Source organism: Halomonas cibimaris (assembly GCF_039537045.1).
Taxonomy (GTDB): domain Bacteria; phylum Pseudomonadota; class Gammaproteobacteria; order Pseudomonadales; family Halomonadaceae; genus Vreelandella; species Vreelandella cibimaris.
In genome coordinates, this window is record NZ_BAAAZT010000075.1 from 93954 (window position 1) to 114504 (window position 20551).

The 20551-nt window shown below is 64.9% G+C and carries 17 protein-coding genes; 11 read left to right on the forward strand and 6 right to left on the reverse strand.

Annotation, left to right across the window (positions count from 1 at the left end):
• Nucleotides 1-8: 8 nt before the first annotated feature.
• The gene (locus tag ABD654_RS10145) at nt 9-533 is read left to right on the forward strand and encodes a peptidylprolyl isomerase (protein WP_344704768.1); all 525 of its coding nucleotides are present in this window, start codon (nt 9-11) and stop codon (nt 531-533) included.
• A 13-nt stretch (nt 534-546) separates the two neighbouring features.
• A complete protein-coding gene (locus ABD654_RS10150; protein WP_344704769.1) occupies nt 547-1332 on the forward strand; it encodes a UDP-2,3-diacylglucosamine diphosphatase in 786 nt (261 codons plus the stop codon).
• A gap of 89 nt (nt 1333-1421) precedes the next feature.
• Here the strand turns inward: ABD654_RS10150 and rpsA are convergent, their stop codons facing one another.
• The 6 genes from rpsA to gyrA all read right to left on the reverse strand — a co-directional run bounded on the left by rpsA (nt 1422) and on the right by gyrA (nt 11166).
• Nucleotides 1422-3098 carry a 30S ribosomal protein S1 gene (gene rpsA, locus ABD654_RS10155; protein ID WP_344704770.1) on the reverse strand — a complete coding sequence of 559 codons (1677 nt, stop codon included), beginning with the start codon at nt 3096-3098 and terminating at the stop codon, nt 1422-1424.
• Nucleotides 3099-3294: 196 nt separating this feature from the next.
• Nucleotides 3295-3984 carry a (d)CMP kinase gene (gene cmk / locus ABD654_RS10160; protein WP_344704771.1) on the reverse strand — a complete coding sequence of 230 codons (690 nt, stop codon included), beginning with the start codon at nt 3982-3984 and terminating at the stop codon, nt 3295-3297.
• Nucleotides 3974-6247 carry a bifunctional prephenate dehydrogenase/3-phosphoshikimate 1-carboxyvinyltransferase gene (locus ABD654_RS10165; RefSeq protein WP_344704772.1) on the reverse strand — a complete coding sequence of 758 codons (2274 nt, stop codon included), beginning with the start codon at nt 6245-6247 and terminating at the stop codon, nt 3974-3976. The genes cmk and ABD654_RS10165 overlap by 11 nt, the downstream gene beginning before the upstream one ends.
• Nucleotides 6248-6252: 5 nt before the next feature.
• Nucleotides 6253-7347, reverse strand: coding sequence for a prephenate dehydratase (pheA, locus tag ABD654_RS10170; protein ID WP_344704773.1), 1095 nt, complete (start codon nt 7345-7347; stop codon nt 6253-6255).
• Nucleotides 7348-7352: 5 nt separating this feature from the next.
• On the reverse strand, nt 7353-8456 hold the full coding sequence (serC, locus tag ABD654_RS10175; protein WP_344704774.1) for a 3-phosphoserine/phosphohydroxythreonine transaminase: 1104 nt from the start codon (nt 8454-8456) through the stop codon (nt 7353-7355).
• On the reverse strand, nt 8446-11166 hold the full coding sequence (gene gyrA, locus ABD654_RS10180) for a DNA gyrase subunit A (RefSeq protein WP_344704775.1): 2721 nt from the start codon (nt 11164-11166) through the stop codon (nt 8446-8448). The genes serC and gyrA overlap by 11 nt, the downstream gene beginning before the upstream one ends.
• 337 nt (nt 11167-11503) lie before the next feature.
• Between gyrA and ABD654_RS10185 the strand changes: the two genes are divergently transcribed.
• From ABD654_RS10185 to ABD654_RS10225, 9 genes are all read left to right on the forward strand, one after another.
• A complete protein-coding gene (locus tag ABD654_RS10185) occupies nt 11504-12430 on the forward strand; it encodes a recombination-associated protein RdgC (protein ID WP_344704776.1) in 927 nt (308 codons plus the stop codon).
• An 85-nt stretch (nt 12431-12515) separates the two neighbouring features.
• The gene (locus ABD654_RS10190; protein WP_344704777.1) at nt 12516-13691 is read left to right on the forward strand and encodes a 1-acyl-sn-glycerol-3-phosphate acyltransferase; all 1176 of its coding nucleotides are present in this window, start codon (nt 12516-12518) and stop codon (nt 13689-13691) included.
• Between the two features lie 119 nt (nt 13692-13810).
• Nucleotides 13811-14092 carry a hypothetical protein gene (locus ABD654_RS10195; protein ID WP_344704778.1) on the forward strand — a complete coding sequence of 94 codons (282 nt, stop codon included), beginning with the start codon at nt 13811-13813 and terminating at the stop codon, nt 14090-14092.
• 108 nt (nt 14093-14200) lie between these two features.
• Nucleotides 14201-16237, forward strand: a complete 2037-nt coding sequence (gene metG, locus ABD654_RS10200; protein ID WP_344704779.1) for a methionine--tRNA ligase — start codon at nt 14201-14203, stop codon at nt 16235-16237.
• Nucleotides 16238-16248: 11 nt separating this feature from the next.
• Nucleotides 16249-17052 (forward strand): RnfABCDGE type electron transport complex subunit B, encoded by an 804-nt coding sequence (locus tag ABD654_RS10205; RefSeq protein ID WP_344704780.1) that lies wholly within the window; start codon nt 16249-16251, stop codon nt 17050-17052.
• Nucleotides 17049-17684, forward strand: coding sequence for an endonuclease III (gene nth / locus ABD654_RS10210; RefSeq protein ID WP_344704781.1), 636 nt, complete (start codon nt 17049-17051; stop codon nt 17682-17684). Before ABD654_RS10205 ends, nth begins: the two co-directional genes overlap by 4 nt.
• A gap of 176 nt (nt 17685-17860) precedes the next feature.
• Nucleotides 17861-18250 (forward strand): response regulator transcription factor, encoded by a 390-nt coding sequence (locus ABD654_RS10215; protein WP_344704782.1) that lies wholly within the window; start codon nt 17861-17863, stop codon nt 18248-18250.
• Nucleotides 18237-20330, forward strand: a complete 2094-nt coding sequence (locus tag ABD654_RS10220) for a 3'-5' exonuclease (RefSeq protein WP_344704783.1) — start codon at nt 18237-18239, stop codon at nt 20328-20330. Before ABD654_RS10215 ends, ABD654_RS10220 begins: the two co-directional genes overlap by 14 nt.
• Entirely contained in the window at nt 20327-20551 is a 225-nt protein-coding gene (locus tag ABD654_RS10225) for a hypothetical protein (RefSeq protein WP_344704784.1), read from the forward strand. The genes ABD654_RS10220 and ABD654_RS10225 overlap by 4 nt, the downstream gene beginning before the upstream one ends.

Consider the following 20551-nt stretch of genomic DNA (forward strand, 5'->3'; position numbering starts at 1 on the left):
ATGTATCCATGATCGTACTGCAGACCAACTACGGTGATATCACCGTTGAACTCCATCACGACAAGGCGCCGAAAACCGCGGCCAACTTTGAACGCTACGTGCGCGACGGCTTTTACGACGGCACGCTGTTTCACCGGGTTATCGACGGCTTCATGGTCCAGGGCGGCGGCTTTGACCAAAACTTCAATCAAAAGCCCACCCGCGCGCCCATCAACAACGAAGCCGACAACGGCCTGAAAAACGTCAAGGGCGCGCTGGCCATGGCGCGCACCCAGGATCCGCACTCCGCCACCGCGCAGTTTTTCATCAACGTAGGCGACAACGATTTTCTCAACCACACCGGCAAAAACCTTCAAGGCTGGGGCTATGCCGTCTTTGGTGAAGTCGTCGACGGCATGGACGTGGTCAATACGATCAAGGCGGTGGCCACCACGCGCCGCGGCATGCACGCTGACGTCCCCGCTGAAGACGTGATCATTGAACGCGCCTATGTAACAGACGCGGCCCGAGACACGCCCCAGGATGACGGCTAATCCGGAGAGCCCCATGCGCACGCTGCTGGTTGCCGATCTGCATCTGAGCGAGCACACGCCGGGTACGGTGCAAGGCTTTATCCGCTATCTGGAAACGACCGCTCAGGGCGCGCAGGCCCTGTATATTCTCGGCGATCTTTTCGATGCCTGGCCGGGCGATGACCTTCTCGACCAGCCGCACCCGCTTGCCGACATCGCCCACCGGGTAATCGACGCGCTGCGCCGTCTGGCCAGTAGCGGCACGGCTGTCTACTTCATGCACGGCAACCGTGATTTTCTCATCGGCGAGCGTTTTGCCCGCTGCTGCCGGGCGGCGCTGCTGCCTGAGGTTCAGGCCGGCAAGCTGCACGGCGTCCCGGTGGTACTGCTGCACGGCGACAGCCTGTGCACCCGGGACGACGCCTACATGGCGTTTCGTCGCCAGGCGCGCGACCCTGTCTGGCAGGCGCAAATGCTGGCCATGCCTTTTGGCGAGCGCGTGGCACTGGCCCAGCGGCTGCGAGAGCAGTCCGGTGAGGCCAACGCCACCAAAGCGGAAGCCATCATGGATGTCACACCGTCCGACGTCGTGGACCTGATGGCAGAGCACGGCGTGGCCACAATGATCCACGGCCACACCCATCGCCCCAAGGTTCACGACCTGACGGTGGAAGACCGGCCGGCAAAACGCTACGTACTCGGCGACTGGAGCGAGCAGCACGGCTGGGACATCGTGATAGCCGCCGATGCCGATCAGGCCAAGCCGCGCCTGCGTCAGTTCTCTCTGGACGCCCTGCCCGCAGCAAGCGGGCTGCAATAAAAACTGCGATAAAAAAACGCCGCCCTTCAGGGCGGCGTTGGATCATGCGTTGCCAGGCACTATGCGCTGCCGGCAAACCGTCAGACGGGTTAGTCCTGTCCCATCTGCTGCTTGATCAAATCACCGATGGTCGTGGCACCGCCGGCATCCTGATCCTGTTCGCGCAGCTTTTTCATGTTCTGGCGCGTGTCGTCTTGATCCTTGGCCTTGACCGAGAGGTTGATCTGGCGGCTCTTGCGGTCAACGCTTACGATGCGCGCCTCGACGCTGTCGCCTTCGCTGAGCACGTTGCGCGCATCTTCCACGCGATCGGCGCTGATTTCGGAAGCCTTGAGCACGGCAACCACGTCGGTGGCCAGCTCAACCTGCGCCTGCTTGGCATCAACTTCAACAACGCGGCCGGTCACAATGGTGCCCTTGTCGTTGACAGACAGGAACTCGGCAACCGGGTCGGTATCCATCTGCTTGATGCCCAGCGAAATGCGCTCGCGCTCGGGATCAATGGAGAGGATAACGGCTTCGGCTTCGTCACCTTTCTTGAACTGGCGCACGGCTTCCTCGCCGGGCTCGGTCCAGGAAATGTCGGACAGGTGTACCAGCCCGTCGATACCGCCGGGCAGGCCGATGAAGATACCAAAGTCGGTGATCGACTTGATGGTACCGGAGACGCGATCGCCCTTGTTGTACTCGGCGTTGAAGGTTTCCCACGGGTTCGGAGTGCACTGCTTGATACCCAGGGAAATACGACGGCGCTCTTCGTCGATATCCAGCACCATGACGTCAACGTCGTCACCCACCTGCACCACCTTGGAGGGGTGGATGTTTTTGTTGGTCCAGTCCATTTCGGAGACGTGTACCAGCCCTTCGACGCCCTCTTCCAGCTCGGCAAAGCAGCCGTAGTCGGTGAGGTTGGTGACGGTGGCGTGCACCTTGGTGCCTTCCGGGTAGCGGCCCTTGATGTTGACCCACGGATCTTCGCCCAGCTGCTTGAGCCCCAGCGATACGCGGTTACGCTCGCGGTCAAACTTGAGCACCTTGACGTTGATTTCATCACCCACGGCGACGATCTCGGACGGATGCTTGATGCGCTTCCAGGCCATGTCGGTGATGTGCAGCAAACCGTCCACGCCGCCAAGGTCGACGAAGGCGCCGTAGTCGGTCAGGTTCTTGACGATACCCTTGATCTGCTGGCCTTCCTGCAGCGTGGCGAGCAGCGCTTCGCGCTCGGCGCTGTTTTCGGCTTCAAGCACTGCGCGACGCGAAACCACGACGTTGTTACGCTTGGGATCGAGCTTGATGACCTTGAAGTCCAGCTCTTTGTTTTCCAGGTGCGTGGTGTCGCGCACCGGACGAACGTCCACCAGCGAGCCGGGCAAAAAGGCGCGGATGGAGTCGACGTCGACGGTGAAACCGCCCTTGACCTTGCCGTTGATCACGCCTTTGACGATTTCGTCTTTTTCGAAGGCCGCTTCCAGCACTTTCCACGCCTCGGCGCGCTTGGCCTTCTCACGAGACAGGCGGGTAGCGCCGAAACCGTCTTCAACGGCCTCAAGAGCAACGTGTACGTCGTCGCCGACGGCAATGGCAAGCTCGCCGTTTTCGTCGAGGAATTGCGACGCCGGAATCTGGCCTTCGGACTTCAGACCGGCGTTAACGGTAACCCAGTCACCGTCAATGTCGACAACCTGGGCCGCGACGATGGCGCCGGGCTCCATGTTGATGTCGTTAAGAGACTGTTCAAACAGTTCAGCAAAGCTTTCGCTCATGGTGTTCCTACGTGATCAACGTTGTTTGAGGCACGATGTGCCTTCTCCGTACCACCAGCGAGTACGGGCCTAATGTCACTCTGCCTTTGCGGGCGTTAACGCTGGTTAGACCTGGTCGGGCTCATCGTGTGTGAGCTATCTGCCCGGCCACGCCGTGACGCCGCAGCAAAGGCGCCGCAAGGGAGAATCAGGTGCCTTACGCCATGCCTCGACGGGCCAGCAGTTCGGTCAGCTGTTCCACCACTTCCGGTATACTCAGGCGCGTGGTGTCAAGGGTTACGGCATCGTCTGCCGGCTTGAGCGGTGCCACGCTGCGCTGCGTGTCGCGTGCATCGCGTGCCTGAATCTCCTGCAAAAGACTCGAAAGATTAGCATCCACACCGGCTTGGCGCAACTGCGCGTAGCGCCGCCGGGCGCGCTCTTCGGCGCTTGCGGTCAAAAATATCTTCAATCCCGCCTCGTGGAAAACCACCGTGCCCATGTCGCGCCCGTCGGCCACCAGCCCCGGGGGCTGGCAGAAATCGCGCTGGCGCTTGAGCAGCGCTTCGCGCACCGCGGGCACGGCGGCCACCTGAGAAGCACGCTCGCCGGCCTGCTCGGTGCGAATCGCGCGGGTCACGTCTTCGCCTTCGAGCAGCGTCTGCACGGCACCGTCGGCTACCGGAAAGGCCACGTCAAGGTTTTCGGCGACTTCAGCCAGGCCGGCTTCGTCGTCCAGCGCCACGCCGTGCTTGCCGGCGGCAAAAGCGGTCAGCCGGTACAGCGCGCCGCTGTCCAGCAGGTGCCAGCCCAAACGCTCAGCGATCAGGCTGCTGACCGTGCCCTTGCCGGCACCGCCGGGGCCGTCCACGGTGACAACCGGTACGGGGGCGTCGTTAACGCACATGGCCACCCTCCGCGTCTAGCCCCATGCCGATACGCCGGGCGAGCTCGATAAAGTCAGGGAAAGACGTGGCGACGTTGGCGCAGTTATCAATCACGATATCGTCGCTTGCACGCAGCGCAGCGACGGCGAATGCCATGGCGATGCGGTGATCCCCCAGGCTGTCGATACGCCCGCCGCCGTAGCTGGCAGCCGAGCCGTCGCCGTTGCCGACAATATCGATGCCGTCGTCCAACAGGGTGTGCGCCACGCCCAGCGTCGCCAGGCCGTCGGCCATGGCGGCAAGCCGGTCGGATTCTTTCACCCGCAGCTCGGCAGCATCGCGCAGTCGGGTAGTGCCGGCGGCGTTGGCCGCGGCGATAAACAGCGCGGGAAACTCGTCGATGGCCAGCGGCACCTGTTCCACCGGGATGTCGACGGCCTTGAGCGGAGCATGGCGCACGCGGATGTCCGCCACCGGCTCGCCGCCCACTTCGCGCTCGTCAACCAGCTCAAGGTTCGCGCCCATCAGCTTGAGGATATTGATGATCCCGGTGCGGGTGGGGTTGATGCCCACGTGCTCCAGAGTGAGGTCCGATCCCGGGGTAATCGCCGCGGCGACCATGAAAAACGCCGCCGAGGAAATATCCGCCGGCACGTCGATGGGGCCGGCGGTCAGGCGCTTGCCGCCGGTTAGCCGGCAGGTGTCGCCGTCGCGCTCGACCGGGTAGCCAAAGCCGCCGAGCATGCGCTCGGTGTGATCCCGCGTGGGTGCCGGCTCGCGCACCCAAGTTTCGCCTTCGGCGTACAGGCCGGCGAGCAGCAGGCAGGACTTGACCTGAGCGCTGGCCACGGGCATGTCGTAATACAGGCCGGTCAGCGCCTGGCCGCCGTGAATTTTCAGCGGCGGGCGGCCGTCTTCGGCGGTGTCGATGACAGCCCCCATGGCGCGCAGCGGCTCGGCCACGCGGTTCATCGGGCGCTTGGTCAGCGAGGCGTCGCCGGCAAGCTCGCTTGAGAACGACTGGCCGGCCAAAAGCCCGGCAAAAAGGCGCATGGCAGTACCGGAGTTGCCCACGTAGATAGGCCCGGAGGGCGCCTTGAGGCCGTGAAGGCCCACGCCGTGAATGACCACCCGGCCCTGGTGGGGGCCTTCAATGGCCACCCCCATTTCGCGAAACGCCTGCAGCGTGGCCAGGCTGTCTTCGCCTTCAAGAAAGCCGGTCACGGTGGTCACGCCGTCGGCAAGGGCGCCGAGCATGATCGAACGGTGGGAAATCGACTTGTCGCCGGGCACGCGCACGCGCCCCCGGGCGCCGCCGCCCGGACGCACCCGGTAGGTCACCTGACTGTGTGGTTGCATGGCATATTCCGTTTGGTAGCTGGTTTTGTTCAGCAGCGATTCAAAATAATGCCGCGCGTGGCTGGCACGGCCAAAGGCGGCGAGCATGGCGTCGCCGTCGCCGGTCTCCACCGCGGCGCGCAGGCGGGAAAGCCCGGCTTCAAAATCGTCCAGCGAGGCCAGCACGGCGTCGCGGTTGGCGGTGAAAATATCCCGCCACATCACCGGGTCGCTGCCGGCGATGCGGGTAAAGTCGCGAAAGCCGCCGGCGGCGTAGCGGAAGATATCCAGCCGGGCGTCCTGACGGGCAAGGGTGTCCACCAGCGAAAACGCCAGCAGGTGCGGCAGATGGCTGGTTTGCGCAAGCACCGCGTCGTGGCGCTCCACGTCCATTTCCAGCACGTTGGCACCGCAACTCTGCCACAGCGCGCGCACCCGGGCGAGCGCGCCGGCGTCGGTATCGGCCTCGGGGGTGAGGATCACGTTGTGCCCGGCATACAGGTCGGGATCGGCCGCGGCCACCCCGCTTTTTTCCGAGCCGGCAATGGGATGGCCAAGCACCAGCGTTTTCGGAACGCGACCGAAGAGCCGACGCGCCGCGTCCCGCACAATGGCCTTGGTGCTGCCTACGTCGGTGACCGTCTGCCCTTTCAGCTCAGGGTTGAGCGCGCGGAGCTCGCCCAGCACGCCGGGGATGGCCAGCACCGGCACCGCCAGCACGATCGTGTCGGCCGCCGGCGCCAGCGCGGCAAGGTCAGTGCCGCCGTCGTCGATCAGCCCCATATCGATGCCGCGCCGAATTTCTCGCGCGTCCGGATCGCAGGCGATCATGCGGCCACGAAAACCGCGCTGACGCAGCCCGGCGGCCAGCGAGCCGCCGATCAACCCCAGCCCCACAATCAGCAGCGTCGCACTCTCTGCCCGGCAGGCAGTGTCTGCACGCATGGCAATCACAGCACGCCCTGAGGGTAGGAGCCCAGCACCTTGAGGTCGGCGGCGCGCAGGCGCACTTCGTCAAGCATTGCCGCCACGCGGGGCTCTTCGTGGTGGCCGACGAAGTCAATGAAAAACACGTAGTTCCACACGCCGCTGCGCGAGGGCCGGGTTTCCAGCCGGGTCATGTCGATCTGGTGGCGATGAAACGGCTCCAGCAGATCGTGCAGCGCGCCGGGCTGGTTGCGCATGGCGACCACCAGCGAGGTTTTGTCGCTGCCGGACAGCGGCGCGTCGCGGTTGCCGATGATCAAAAAGCGGGTGGAGTTGTCCGGGCGATCTTCGACCTTATCGGCGATGACTTCAAGGCCGTAGAGTTTACCCGCCATATCGCCGGCAATGGCGGCGCTGTGCCACTCGGTCTTGACCAGCCTTGAGGCCTCGGCGTTGGAGGCCACGGCCACGCGCTCGGCGTGGGGATAGTGGGCATCCAGCCATTTGCGGCACTGGGCAAACGACTGGGGATGGGAGTAGATCCGCGAGATCTTGTCGCGGCGGGTGTTTTCCCCCACCAGCAGGTGGTGGTGAATGCGCAGCACCACCTCGCCGCAGATATGGATCGACGACTCCAGAAACGTATCCAGGGTATGGTTGACCACGCCCTCGGTGGAGTTTTCCACCGGCACCACGCCGTAGTGCACCGCGCCGGCCTCGACTTCGCGGAACACCTCGTCGATCGCCGCCATGGGCAGGCTCACCGCGCTTTCGCCGAAGTGCTTGAGCGCGGCCTGCTGGGTAAAGGTGCCCTCGGGGCCCAGATACGCCACCTTGACCGGCTGCTCCAGCGCCAGGCAGGCCGACATGACTTCGCGGAAAAGCCGCGCCATTTCCTCGTCGGACAGCGGCCCTTTGTTCATCGCCATGATGCGGCGCAGCACCTGGGCTTCACGCTCGGGACGATAAAATAGCGTAGCGGGGTCTTCTGCAAGCTTGACCTCGGCCACTTCCTGGGCGCACTGAGCGCGTTCGCTGATCAGGTGGAGAATATCGCAGTCGAGCTGGTCGATGCGCTCTCGCAGCGCGTCCAGCCTGGCTGACGCATCAGATGACATGGTGGTTAGCCTTTTCGTTGTTCAAAATCGGCCATGAACGCGGTCAGCGCGTCCACGGCAGCTTCAGGCACCGCGTTGTACAGGCTGGCCCGCATACCGCCCACGCTGCGATGGCCTTTCAGGTTCAACAGCCCGGCGGCGTCGGCCTCGCGCAGAAATTCGCCGTCCAGCCGCGCATCCGCCAGGGTAAAAGGCACGTTCATCCGCGAGCGGTTGGCCGGCGCGATGGGGTTGGCGTAGAACGCGCTTTGATCAATGGCGGCGTAGAGCTTTTCGGCCTTGCGCTGATTGATGGCGTGCATGGCGGCCAGCCCGCCCACGTCGTTTTTCAGCCAGTCAAAAACCAGCCCGGCCAGATACCAGGCGTAGGTAGGCGGCGTATTGAGCATGGAGCCGGCCTTGGCGACGACGCTGTAGCGCATCGGGGTGGGCATGATCGCCTGGGCCTGCTCCAGCAGGTCGTCGCGCACGATAACAAGCGTCAGCCCCGCCGGGCCGATGTTTTTCTGCGCGCCGGCGTAAATCACGCCGAACTGCGACACGTCCAGCGGCTCGGAAAGAATGCTCGACGACATATCGCACACCACCGGCACCTCGACGCCGTCCGGGCGGCGCCCCCGGGGTACGTAGTCAAACGCCAGCCCGCCGATGGTTTCGTTGGCAGCGTAGTGCAGATAGGCGGCGTCGTCGCTCATATCCAGCGCATCCGGGCGCGGCACGGCGACGTTGCCCTCGGCTTCGGTGTTGGCCGCGACGTGCCAGTCCGCACCCAAACGCTGCGCCTCCGTCAGCGCCTTGGTGCTCCAGATGCCGGTCTGAATAAAGTTGGCACGCCCGCCGCGGCCCAGAAGATTCATGGGCAGCATGGAGAACTGCAGCGTGGCCCCGCCCTGCAAAAACAGCACCTTGTAGTTATCCGGCACGCTTAACAGCGTGCGCAGATCGGCCTCGGCGCGTTCGGCAATGGCCGTGAACTCGGGGCTTCTATGGCTCATTTCCATGGTGGAAAGGCCGTAGCCGCGGTAGTCGAGCATTTCATCCCGGGCGCGTTCCAGCACCTTCGTGGGCAGCGCCGCCGGGCCGGCGCAAAAGTTATGCTTACGGCTCATCGCTGCTCTCCTCGCCTGCTGTGTCGGGCATCGCGCGGCCTGTCTCGTTCTCTGTCACCGGGTCAATGGCGGCCGCGTTATCGTCTTCGTCGTCTGCGTTTTCATCGTCCTGTGCGCCCGGCTCGTCCACGCGCACGGTTTTGACCAGGTGCTCGTCTTTGCCCAGGCGGATCAGCATCACGCCCTGGGTGTTGCGCGAGGTGGTGGAAACTTCGTCAACGCGGGTGCGCACCAGGGTGCCGCGGTCGGTGATCAGCATCATTTCATCGCTGTCGTAGACCTGCATGCCGGCCACCAGCGCGCCGTTGCGTTCGCTTGTCTGCATGGCGATCACGCCCTGGCCGCCGCGCCCGCGCAGCGGGAATTCGCCAAGCGAGGTGCGCTTGCCGTAGCCGTTCTCGCTGGCGGTGAGGATGTAGATCGGCGACGGCGCCTCTTCGCCGGCCTCGGCGTCGGCGCCCTCGTCCTCGGCGTCGATCTGCTGGTGCTGGGGAATGATCAGGCTGATGACCTCGGCGCCGTCTTGCAGGCGCATGCCGCGCACGCCCCGGGCGGTACGGCCCATGGCGCGAACGTCGCGCTCCTCGAAACGAATCGCCTTGCCGTTGGACGACAGCAGCATGGCGTGGTCGGTGCCGGAGGTAATCTTGGCCCCCACCAGGCGGTCGTCGTCTTCCAGCTCGATGGCGATCAGCCCTACGCTGCGCGGCCGGGAGAACTGCTCAAGGCTTACGCGCTTGACTGTGCCTTTGGCGGTGGCAAAAAAGATGTAGTGGCTGGCGTCGTAGTCGCGCACCGGCATGATGGCGTTGATCGACTCGCCCTCGTCCAGCGGCAGCAGGTTGACCAAAGGCTTGCCCCGGGAGCCGCGGCTGGCGTTGGGCATTTCGTAGACCTTGAGCCAGTAGACCTTGCCGCGGTTGGAGAACAAAAGCACGGTGTCGTGGGTCGAGGCCACCAGCAGGTGCTCGATGACGTCTTCGTCCTTCATCGCCGTGGCGGACTTGCCGCGCCCGCCGCGGTGCTGGGCCTGATAGTCCGACAGCGGCTGGGTCTTGGCGTAGCCCGAGCGCGACACGGTAACCACCATGTCTTCCTCGGCGATCAAATCCTCGATGGACAGATCCAGATGGCTGGCCTGAATATCGGTGCGGCGTGCGTCGCCGTACTGGTCGCGCACGGCGACCAGCTCTTCGCGGATCACCTCCATCAGCCGGTCCGGCGAGGCTAGAATCGCGGAAAGCTCGGCGATGCGCTCAAGAATGGTGGCGTACTCGGCGAGCAGCTTTTCGGTTTCCAGCCCGGTCAGCCGGTGCAGGCGCAGCTCCAGAATGGCCTGCGCCTGAGGCGGTGACAGCCGGTAGGCGCTCGCCGTCGGATTCAGGCCGTAGCCTTCGTCGAGATCCTCGGGCTTGCACGAAGTAGCCCCGGCGCGTTCAAGCATATCGATGACCTGACCCGGCAGCCAGGTGGCGTCAATCAGCTTTTCTCGGGCGGCGGCGGCGTTGGGCGAGGCCTTGATCAGCTCGATAACCGCGTCAATGTTGGAGATAGCAACGGTCAGGCCTTCGAGGATATGGCCGCGCTCCCGGGCTTTTCTGAGTTCAAACAGCGTGCGCCGGGTGACCACTTCGCGGCGGTGGCGAACAAAGGCTTCCAGCAGCTCTTTGAGATTGAGCGTATAGGGCTGGCCGTTCTCCAGCGCCACCATGTTGATGCCAAAGACGTTTTGCAGCTGGGTCTGGGCGAAAAGATTGTTGACCAGCACCTCGCCGGACTCGCCGCGCTTGGCCTCGATCACCACGCGCAGCCCGTCCTTGTCGGACTCGTCGCGAAGCTCAGCGATGCCCTCAATGCGCTTTTCCTTGACCAGCTCGGCGATTTTCTCGATCAGCCGGGCCTTGTTCACCTGGTAGGGAAGCTCGGTGACGATGATGTGATCGCGGCCGGTCTTGTCGTCGTGCTCGATGGTGTGGCGCGCGCGCACGTACACCCGCCCGCGGCCGGTGCGGTAGGCGTCAAGAATGCCCGCACGGCCGTTGATGATGCCGCCGGTGGGGAAATCCGGCCCCGGCACGTAGTCCATCAGGTCGTCGATGGAAAGCGTATAGTCGTCGATCAGCGCCAGGCAAGCGTCGATGACTTCGTTCATGTTGTGCGGCGGAATGTTGGTCGCCATGCCCACCGCGATGCCCGAGGAGCCGTTGACCAGCAGATTGGGCAGCCGGGTGGGCAGCACGTCAGGAATGCGCTCGGTGCCGTCGTAGTTGTCGACCCAGTCGACGGTGTCTTTTTCCAGATCGGCCAACAGCTCGTGGGAGAGCCTGGCCATGCGCACCTCGGTGTAGCGCATGGCGGCGGCGTTGTCGCCGTCAATGGAGCCGAAGTTGCCCTGGCCGTCCACCAGTACGTGGCGCATGGAAAAATCCTGGGCCATGCGCACGATGGTGTCGTACACCGCGCTGTCGCCGTGGGGGTGATATTTACCGATAACATCGCCGACCACGCGCGCCGATTTCTTGTACGCCTTGTTCCAGTCGTTGCCAAGCTCGTGCATGGCGAACAGCACCCGCCGATGCACGGGCTTTAGGCCGTCGCGCACGTCGGGCAGCGCGCGACCGATAATGACGCTCATCGCATAGTCGAGATACGACTGCTTAAGCTCGTCTTCAATGTTAACGGGCAGAATGTCTCTGGCGATGTCACCCATGAAAGTCAGATCCTTTGCACTGCGTGGTTGAGCACTGCGTTACTTGGCGCTATGCGTACAGCACGGCGAATTAACGACGTGCACGCACAGCGGACAACGGCGCGCAAATATCTGCCCATCATACCATTGCCGGCGGCCCAAGGGCAGCCGCAAGACCGTGCGTGACAGCAGTTTGCTCATGGCGCCTGCCGCCTTGATGCCTGCCGTGGCGCATGCCGCCGGCCGCGATACCACGCCGGATTATCGTGCGAATACCCGGGACAGGCTGGCAGGAAGGAGGCGCTTTCGCCATAATGTGCGCCTTTTCTCCCCCGCAGTTCTCACAAGGACAGGCGACATGTGGTTTAAAAACCTGCTGCTCTACCGCGTGCACGGCGCCCCCGAGATCGATCACACCGCGCTTGACGAAGTGCTTGGCGACCACGCCGCCGTGGCGCTGGGCAGCGCCGACGCCCGGCGGCTGGGCTGGACACCGCCGGCCGGCCGCGCCGGCAACGGCCAGTACGTCCACGACATTCAGGGCCACCGGCTGCTCTCGGCGCTGCGCCAGGAGCGCCTGCTGCCGGCAGCCGTGGTGCGCGAAGAAGTCGAGGAGCGCATAGCCGACATCGAGCAGGCCGAAAGCCGCCGCGTCACACGCCAGGAAAAGACGGCGCTGAAAGAAGAAATCACCGAAGCGCTGCTGCCCCAGGCCTTTATCCGACGCCAGAAAATCGACCTGTGGTGGGACAGCCGCGGCGGGCTTTTAGGCATCAACGCGGCCTCTCGGCCCCGGGCCGAAGAAGTGCTGGATCTGTTGCGCGAAACGCTGGGCAGCTTGAAAGTGACCCCGCTGAGCGCGCAGACCCTGCCCATTCGCGCCATGACCGAATGGCTCGGCGACCCCGGCAGCCGTCCGGCCGATATGCGCCTGGGCGATCAGGTCGAACTCAAGGCCAAGGGCGACGACGGCGTACTGCGCGCCCGTCAGGTGGACCTGGACGGCGACGACATGCAGCAGCTTCTGGAAAGCGGCCGCCAAGCCAGCAAGCTGGCGCTGGGCATCGACGGCCGGCTGAATTTCGTGCTCACCGATGAGCTGGCGCTGAAATCCCTGCGCTTTGGCGATGCGCTGATCGAAGAAGCCGACCACGCCGACGACGGCGACGACGCCCTGGCGCGGCTGGAAACCGACTTCATCCTCATGGCCCAGGCGCTTGCCGATGATACCGCGCGCCTGCTCGAATGGCTGGGCGGCGAAGCGCGCACCGGCGACGCCGCCTGACACCGGCGCACAGGCTTTCGTCTACACAAGCTTTCGTCTACCGCTGCCGCACTACCTTTGCCCTACCGCCGACGGAACGGAACCCATGACGCATCACACAGCACCTTCTCACGCCGCTTCCGACCCCTGGGCGGATATTCGCCCCTATACCGATGCCGAGGTCGAGGCCGTACTCCAGCGCCTGGCCCGGGACAACGAGCTGCTCAACGCGCTGACGCAGTTTCGTCTGCCCAGGCTTGCCAAGCTCGCCCCGCCGCTGGCGCGCCTGCTGGCCAACCGCGCGGTAAGGCGCGAAGTGCAGGGCGTACGCGACGTGCGCGCCTTTCAGCAGCGCATCGCCGGCTATATGAACCGCATGATTCAAAGCAGCACCGATGCCTTTAACGTCGTCGGCCTTGAGCAGCTGGACCCGCACACCGCGTATCTGTTCATCGGCAACCATCGGGATATTTCGCTCGACCCGGCGTTTGTCAACTACGCGCTCTACCAGGCCGGGCGCAACACCGTGCGCATCGCCATCGGCGACAACCTGCTGAAAAAGCCCTACGTCACCGACCTGATGCGGCTCAACAAAAGCTTTATCGTGCCGCGCAGCGCCCGAGGCAAGCGCGCCATGCTGGCCGCCTACCAGAACCTTTCGGACTACATTCGCCACTCGATCACCGCGGACAACCACTCGATCTGGATGGCCCAGCGCGAAGGCCGCGCCAAAAACGGCGTTGACCTCACCGGCCCGGCCATCATCAAGATGCTGACCATGGCCCGGCGGCGCGCCGACAAACAGGCCAGCACCGGCGAGGCCATTGCTGAGCTGCGCATTGTGCCGGTCGCCATCAGCTACGAACTCGACCCTTGCGACGTGCAAAAAGCGCGCGAGCTTTTTGATCTGGACACCCAGGGCGGCTACGCTAAAAGCGAGTTTGAAGATATCGCCTCCATCGTAGCCGGCATCACCGGCGACAAGGGCCGTGTGCAGCTGAACTTTGGCACACCGCTGGGGGCCGACGCCGGCAGCGCTGAGGAAGTCGCCGCCGAGATCGACCGCCAGGTCATCGGCGGCTACCGGCTTTTTCCCACCCACTACCTGGCCCTTGAAGCCCTGGGCGAGGCGCCGGAGCTGGTCTCGCACACGGCCATTACCACAGCCGACCGCGAGCGCTTCGCCAAGCGGCTCGCTGAGGTGCCGGAAGAGCTGCGCCCCTACTGGCTGGCGCAGTACGCCAACCCGGTCAAGCACAAGGCCGGCCGGCTTACGCGCTAGCCGCTTGCGCCCTGCGTGGCAGGGCAAAAAATGCTATGGTCACAGCGCCCTGCGGCCCGGCCCGCGGGGCATGTGCAAGACACGGCATATCAAGGCACGGTGTATCGAGGAGACGACTCATGTCCGCTTCAGAAATTCAGAAAACACGCATTATCAACGAGCTGCAGGGCTTTATCCGCAAGCTGTTACAAGATCCCAACATTCTTGAGCAGTCGCTGGCCGTTGCCCGCCGCGAGCTCGACAACGGCGGCGGCGCCGAGAGCATGGCGCGCGTCGCCAACGAAATCTCCGACACCACCAGCGTGCATATCCCGGAAGATCCCGCCGAGCACTCCGAGGCCGACCGGTTGTTTCTCGCCTTGCTGCGCGAAGTTGTACTCGAAGAGCAGGCGCTTTACTGATCCGGCCACCGGCGGGCTGCGCGCCAGCCCCGGGCACCGCCGCGCTGCGGCGTAGTGCCGGCGCTTTTTCCTTTCCCTAGCCTGACGTTAACGGAAGCTTCATTTCCCATGCCTAACACCGCCACGCGCCAGATTCTGGTTACCAGCGCGCTCCCCTACGCCAACGGTGATATCCACCTGGGCCACCTGCTTGAGTATATCCAGACCGATATCTGGGTACGCTTTCAGAAAAGCCGCGGCCAGCAGTGCCATTACGTCTGCGCCGACGACGCCCACGGCACCGCGATCATGCTGCGCGCCGAGCAGGAAGGCATTACACCGGAAGCGCTGATTGCGCGCGTCTCTCGGGATCACCAGCAAGACTTTGCCCGGTTCGGCGTGGCGTTTGACAACTACTACTCCACCCACTCGGCAGAAAACCGCGCGTTCAGCGAGCTGATCTACACGCGCCTGCGCGACGCCGGCCACATCGCCACCCGCGATATCGAGCAGATGTATGACCCCGAGCGCGGCCTGTTTCTCGCCGACCGCTTTATCAAGGGCACCTGCCCCAAGTGCCACGCCGACGATCAGTACGGCGATAACTGCGAAGCCTGCGGCGCGACCTACACCCCGGCAGAGCTGATCGACCCGGTGTCGGCGATCTCCGGCGCGACGCCCGAGGTCAGAGGCTCGACCCACTACTTTTTCAAACTGCCGGACTTTGCCGATTTCATGCAGCGCTGGATCAACGACGATCGCGTCCAGCCGCAGATTCGCAACAAGCTCATGGAGTGGTTCGAGGACGGCTTCAACGAGTGGGACATCTCCCGGGATGCGCCCTACTTCGGCTTCGAAATTCCCGACGCCCCGGGCAAGTATTTCTACGTCTGGCTGGACGCGCCCATCGGCTACCTGGCGAGTTTCAAAAACCTTTGCGAGCGCGAAGGGCTGGATTTCGACAGCTACTGGAAGCCGGACTCCGACGCCGAGGTGTACCACTTCATCGGCAAGGACATTGTCTATTTCCACGCGCTGTTCTGGCCGGCCATGCTTCACGGCGCAGGCTTTCGCACGCCCACCGCAGTGAACTGCCACGGCTTTGTTACCGTGGACGGCGCCAAGATGTCCAAGTCTCGGGGTACCTTTATCAAGGCGGCCACCTACGCCGACCACCTCAATCCGGAATACCTGCGCTACTATTTTGCCGCCAAGCTGACTTCGCGCATTGATGACCTCGACCTCAACCTGGACGACTTCGCCGCCCGAGTGAACTCGGATCTGGTGGGCAAGGTGGTCAACATCGCCAGCCGCTGCGCCGGCTTTGTCAAAAAGCTCGGCGGCGGCACGCTTTCCGCGCACTGCGCCGAACCCGCCATGGTGGCGCGCTTTATCGAAGCCGGCGACGACATCGCCGAACACTACGAAACCCGCGAATTCGGCCGCGCCATGCGCCGGGTGATGGAGCTGGCCGACGAGGCCAACACCTACATCGCCGAGGCCGAGCCCTGGGTGCTGGCCAAGCAGGACGGCCGCGAACAGGAAGTGCTCGACATCTGCTCGGTGGGCATCAATCTGTTCCGCCAGCTGATGGTCTATCTCGCCCCGGTCGTGCCGGCCATGGCCGAGCAGGCCCAGGCGTTCCTCAAGCTCGACACCCTGAGCTGGGCAAGCCGCCACGAAGTGCTGACCGAGCATGCCATCAACAAGTTCAAACCGCTGATGACCCGCGTTGAACGCGACAGGATCGATGCGATGATCGAGGCGTCAAAAGAAGACATCGCCGCCGAGCAAAAGCTCAAGGACGCCCCCAAAGGCCCGCTGGTGGACGACCCCATCGCCGAGGAAATCAGCTTTGACGACTTCACCAGGGTCGATCTGCGCATTGCCCGCATTGCCCGCGCTTCCTACGTCAAAGGCGCCGACAAGCTCCTGCAGCTGACCCTGGATCTGGGCGGCGAGACGCGCAACGTGTTCTCCGGCATCCGCTCGTCCTACGCCCCGGAAGCGCTGGAGGGCCGGCTGACGATCATGGTAGCCAACCTGGCACCGCGCAAGATGCGCTTTGGCGTCTCCGAAGGCATGGTGCTGGCGTCCGCCAACGACGCCGGCATCTACCTGCTCTCGCCGGACGACGGCGCCGAGCCCGGCCAGCGCGTGACCTGAGTGGCTGCCCCATGAGTCGCAACGCCTCGCTGATCGAAGCCGTCGATGCCCTGCTGCCCCAGACCCAGTGCGGCAAGTGCGGCTTTGACGGCTGCTTGCCCTACGCCCGCGCCATCGCCGAGGGCGAGCCGGTCAACCGCTGCCCGCCCGGCGGCGAGGCCACCCTTGAACGGCTTATCGAGCTGACCGGCCAGCCGCCCCAGACGCTTGCCGAACCGGCCCAGCCGCCGCTGGCCGCCGTCATCCGCGAGGACGAATGCATTGGCTGCACCAAATGTATTCAGGCCTGCCCGGTGGATGCCATTCTCGGCGCGGCCAAGCGCATGCACACGGTGATTACCGACGAGTGCACCGGCTGCGAGCTGTGCGTAGCACCCTGCCCGGTAGACTGCATCGACATGGTGGCCCACCCCGGCTGGCAGGCGGCCACAAGCGAAGCCGAGCAGCACACCTTTCTGGAGCGCCGCGCCGAGCTGGGGCGGATGCGCCACCGCGCGCGCCAGGCACGCCTTGAGCGCGAAGCCCGAGAAAAGCGTCAGGAAAAGCGCCGGCGGCGCCTGCAAAAGCGCCGCACCCCGCAAGCTGGTTCAGCAAGCGACGGCCAAGCGGCCGCGCTGCGCCAGAAAAAGCTTGCCGTGCGCGCCGCCGAGCAGGCGCTCAGGCGCGTGCAGCAGCAGCGCGACAGCGCCGTGCGCCGCCAAGACGCAAATGCCGAAGCCACCGCCCGAGCGCAGCTGCCCAAAGCCGAGCGCCTGCTGGCTGACGCGCGAAAAGCACTGGACAACGCCGCCGACGAATCAGAGAAGACGCCATGAACGCGCAGAAGCGCTACGAGATCTTTGCCCGGCTGCAAGCGGCAAACCCGCACCCGCAAACCGAGCTCAACTGGACCACGCCGTTTGAACTGCTCACCGCGGTGCTGCTCTCCGCCCAGGCCACCGACGTGAGCGTCAACAAGGCCACGGCCAGGCTGTTTCCCGCGGCCAACACGCCCCAGGCAATCATCGATCTGGGCGTTGACGACTTGAAAGCGCACATCAAAACCATCGGCCTTTACAACACCAAGGCCGAAAACCTGATGAAAACCTGCCGCCTGCTGGTGGAAAAGCACGCAGGCGAGGTCCCGCGCACGCGCAAAGCCCTGGAAGCGCTGCCCGGGGTCGGGCGCAAAACCGCCAACGTCATCCTCAACACGGCGTTTGGCATGCCCACCATCGCCGTGGATACGCATATCTTTCGCGTTGCCAACCGCACCGGGCTGGCCCCGGGCAAAAACGTGGTAGAAGTCGAGCACAAGCTTTTGCGCCACGTGCCGCGCGCGTTCAAGCGCGACGCCCACCACTGGCTGATTTTGCACGGCCGCTATACCTGTATCGCACGCAAGCCCCGCTGCGGCAGCTGCCTTATCGAAGATCTTTGCGACTACCCCGAAAAAACCGAGCTGTAACGCCGCTCAGCCTTGCCCCACACCCGCCGCCTTCGCCCTTGTTGGCGGTATAGCTACCCCCGGCATTCGGCCAAGGTCGCCTTGGCCGTCGGCGCATCCGGTGCCTAGACTGCCAATACGGCACTGCCGCTCTATAGCGCTGCAACAACGCCACAACAACGCCGCGGGAGAACGCCATGGCACAGGCTAAGGTACTGGTGGTAGACGACGAACCCAACATCCTGCTTTCGCTTGAATTTCTAATCCAGCAGGCCGGATTTACGGTCACCACCGCCGGCGACGGTGAAAGCGCCCTTGAACACGTTGATACCGCCCCGCCGGACCTGGTGCTGCTCGACATCAGCCTGCCCGGCATCAGCGGCTTTGACGTGCTGGAGCGGCTGCGCGGCAACGACGCCACCCGCGCGCTGCCGATCATCATGCTCACCGCCCACGGCCGCGAGGTCGAGCGGGAAAAAGGCATGGCGCTGGGCGCCGACGACTACATCACCAAGCCGTTTTCCACCCGCGCGCTGGTCGACAAGGTCAGCGCCCTGCTGGCGGAGACCGATCATGACACGCCGTGAGCGCCGCGGGCTGCCCCGCCGCCAGCGGCTGGTGGGCCTGTGGCTTGTGCTCAGCGGCGGCAGCCTGGCCGGCGGCGCGCTGTTTGCCGCCTGGCTGGACACCCGGCTGGGCGCCGACGGCTGGGCACGCGCCGTGCTGTGGCTGGGGTGTTTCTCCGGCGGGGCGACCCTTCTGCTCGCCGGGCTGGTGCTCGAACGTATGCTGTTCACGCCGCTGCGCCATCTTCAGGCGCAGCTGGCACGGCTGGTCGCCAGCCCGGATGCACACGAAAAGCGCCCGCCGGAAGGCTGGCTGGCCGGACTGGGGCCGGATCTTGCCCGCGTGCAGGAAAGCTGGCAGGCCGACCGCACGCGCCTGGCCGATGCCCGCAGCGAAGGCGCCCGGGAAGCCGCCGGCACCCGCCAGCGGCTGGAAGCGCTGCTGCAAACCCTGCACACGCCGCTGCTGCTGTGCGATCGCCACCGCCGTATTTTGCTGTTCAACGCCGCCGCCGAACACTTCTTTGACGGCGAGCCGGCCCCGGGGCTGGGCAAGCGCATAGACGCGCTGCTGCCGGCGGCCAGCCTGCACGGCACCCTTGACCGGCTGCCCGCCGACGGCACACCGCGCAAGGTGCTCCTTCCCCGCGGCACGCGCTGGCTCAAGGCCACGCTGCGCCGGGTCGCACAGAGCGACGGGGAAAGTCTGATCACACTGGAAGACGCCACCCACGCCTGGCGTACCGAAATGGGCGTGCGCGCCGAGCTTGCCGCCGGGCTTGGCGATCTGCGCCGCCGCGCCGCCGGCCTTACCGGCGCTGCCGATGCGCTCAAAGAGCTGGGCGGCCTTGAAGCCGACACGCTGCGCCAGCGCCTGGCCCGGGCCATTGACGAAGACGGGCCGGCGCTTGGCGAAAGCATTGCCCGGCTGAGCCGGCTTGTCGACGACATGCAGCGCCAGGGCGAGCAGCTCTCGCCTATCTGGTCCAACGATTTCTGGCAGGCGCTGGACGAACAGCTCGACCCGGCGCAACGGCTGATCACCCCGGTGGGTATGCCGGCCTGGTTTCAGGGCGACGCCCCGGCGCTGATCGCCCTGCTTGATTCGCTTTTGCACTACCTTCAGGCGCAGTGCGCTGCCGGCGGTCCGGCTATTGCCGACGCCGAGGGCAAACCGCTCGAAGGCGAAATCACGCTGGGCAACAAACAGGTCTATCTCGATTTGATCTGGCACGGCCGCGCCGTGCCCAACGCTGAGCTGGCCCGCTGGCAGCGCCTGGCGCTGAATCGTCTACCGCTTTCACCTACCGCCGGCGAAGTGCTGCGCCAGCACGCCAGCGAGATGTGGAGTCTGGCCGATGCCGACGGCAAGCGCGCGCGCCTGCGCCTGCCGCTGCCCGCCAGTGAACGGGCCGGCCCGCCGCTGCAGGCCGTGCCGCCGCGCCCGGAGTTTCACGACTTCGGCATTGCCCGGCTGCCTTCACCGGACGAACCCCGAGCCGGGCTCGCCCTGCGCAGCCTGGAAATCGTCGCCTTTGATACCGAAACCACAGGTCTTGCCTTGCGCCAGGGCGATCGCGTGGTCAGCCTGGGGGCATGCCGCATCGTCAACGCCCGCGTACTGGCCGACGATACCTTCGCCCGCCGCGTCAATCCGGGCCGCCCGATCCCCGCGGAAAGCACCGCCATTCACGGCATCAGCGACGCCGACGTAAGCGATGCCCCGCCCCTTGACGCGGTGCTGAGCGAGTTTCGCGACTACCTCGGCGACGCCGTGCTGCTGGCCCACAACGCCTCTTTTGACATGCTCGCCATCAGCCATCAGGGCATCGACTTTGACATGCCGGTGCTGGATACCCTGCTGCTTTCCCGGGCGCTGGACGAAGCCCTGGACGGCCACGACCTGGACAGCCTGGCCGCGCGCTACGCCATCGACTTTCCTCCCGGTACGCGCCACACCGCGCTGGGCGATGCCCGGGTGACCGCCGCGCTGTGGCTGGCCCTGCTGCCGCGGCTGGAAGCCCGCGGCATCGATACGCTGGAAACGCTGCTGGCCCTGCAGGCCAACGCCGTTGATAGCGAGGATGCCACCGCACCATGACGACACCGCTACGCCAGCGTTCGCGGCGCGGCGAGCGCCTTGGCGCACTGCTTGTCGCCGCGGCAATCCTGTTCAGCCCGCCGCTGCTGCTGGTCGTGGATCGTATGGCCTCGGCCACCGGCATCGAGGGGGTACTCTACCTGTTCGGCGCCTGGGCCGGGGTGATCGGGCTGGCCGCTTGGCTTATGGAAAGCCGCAGGGCGCGCGGCCGGGACCGGTGA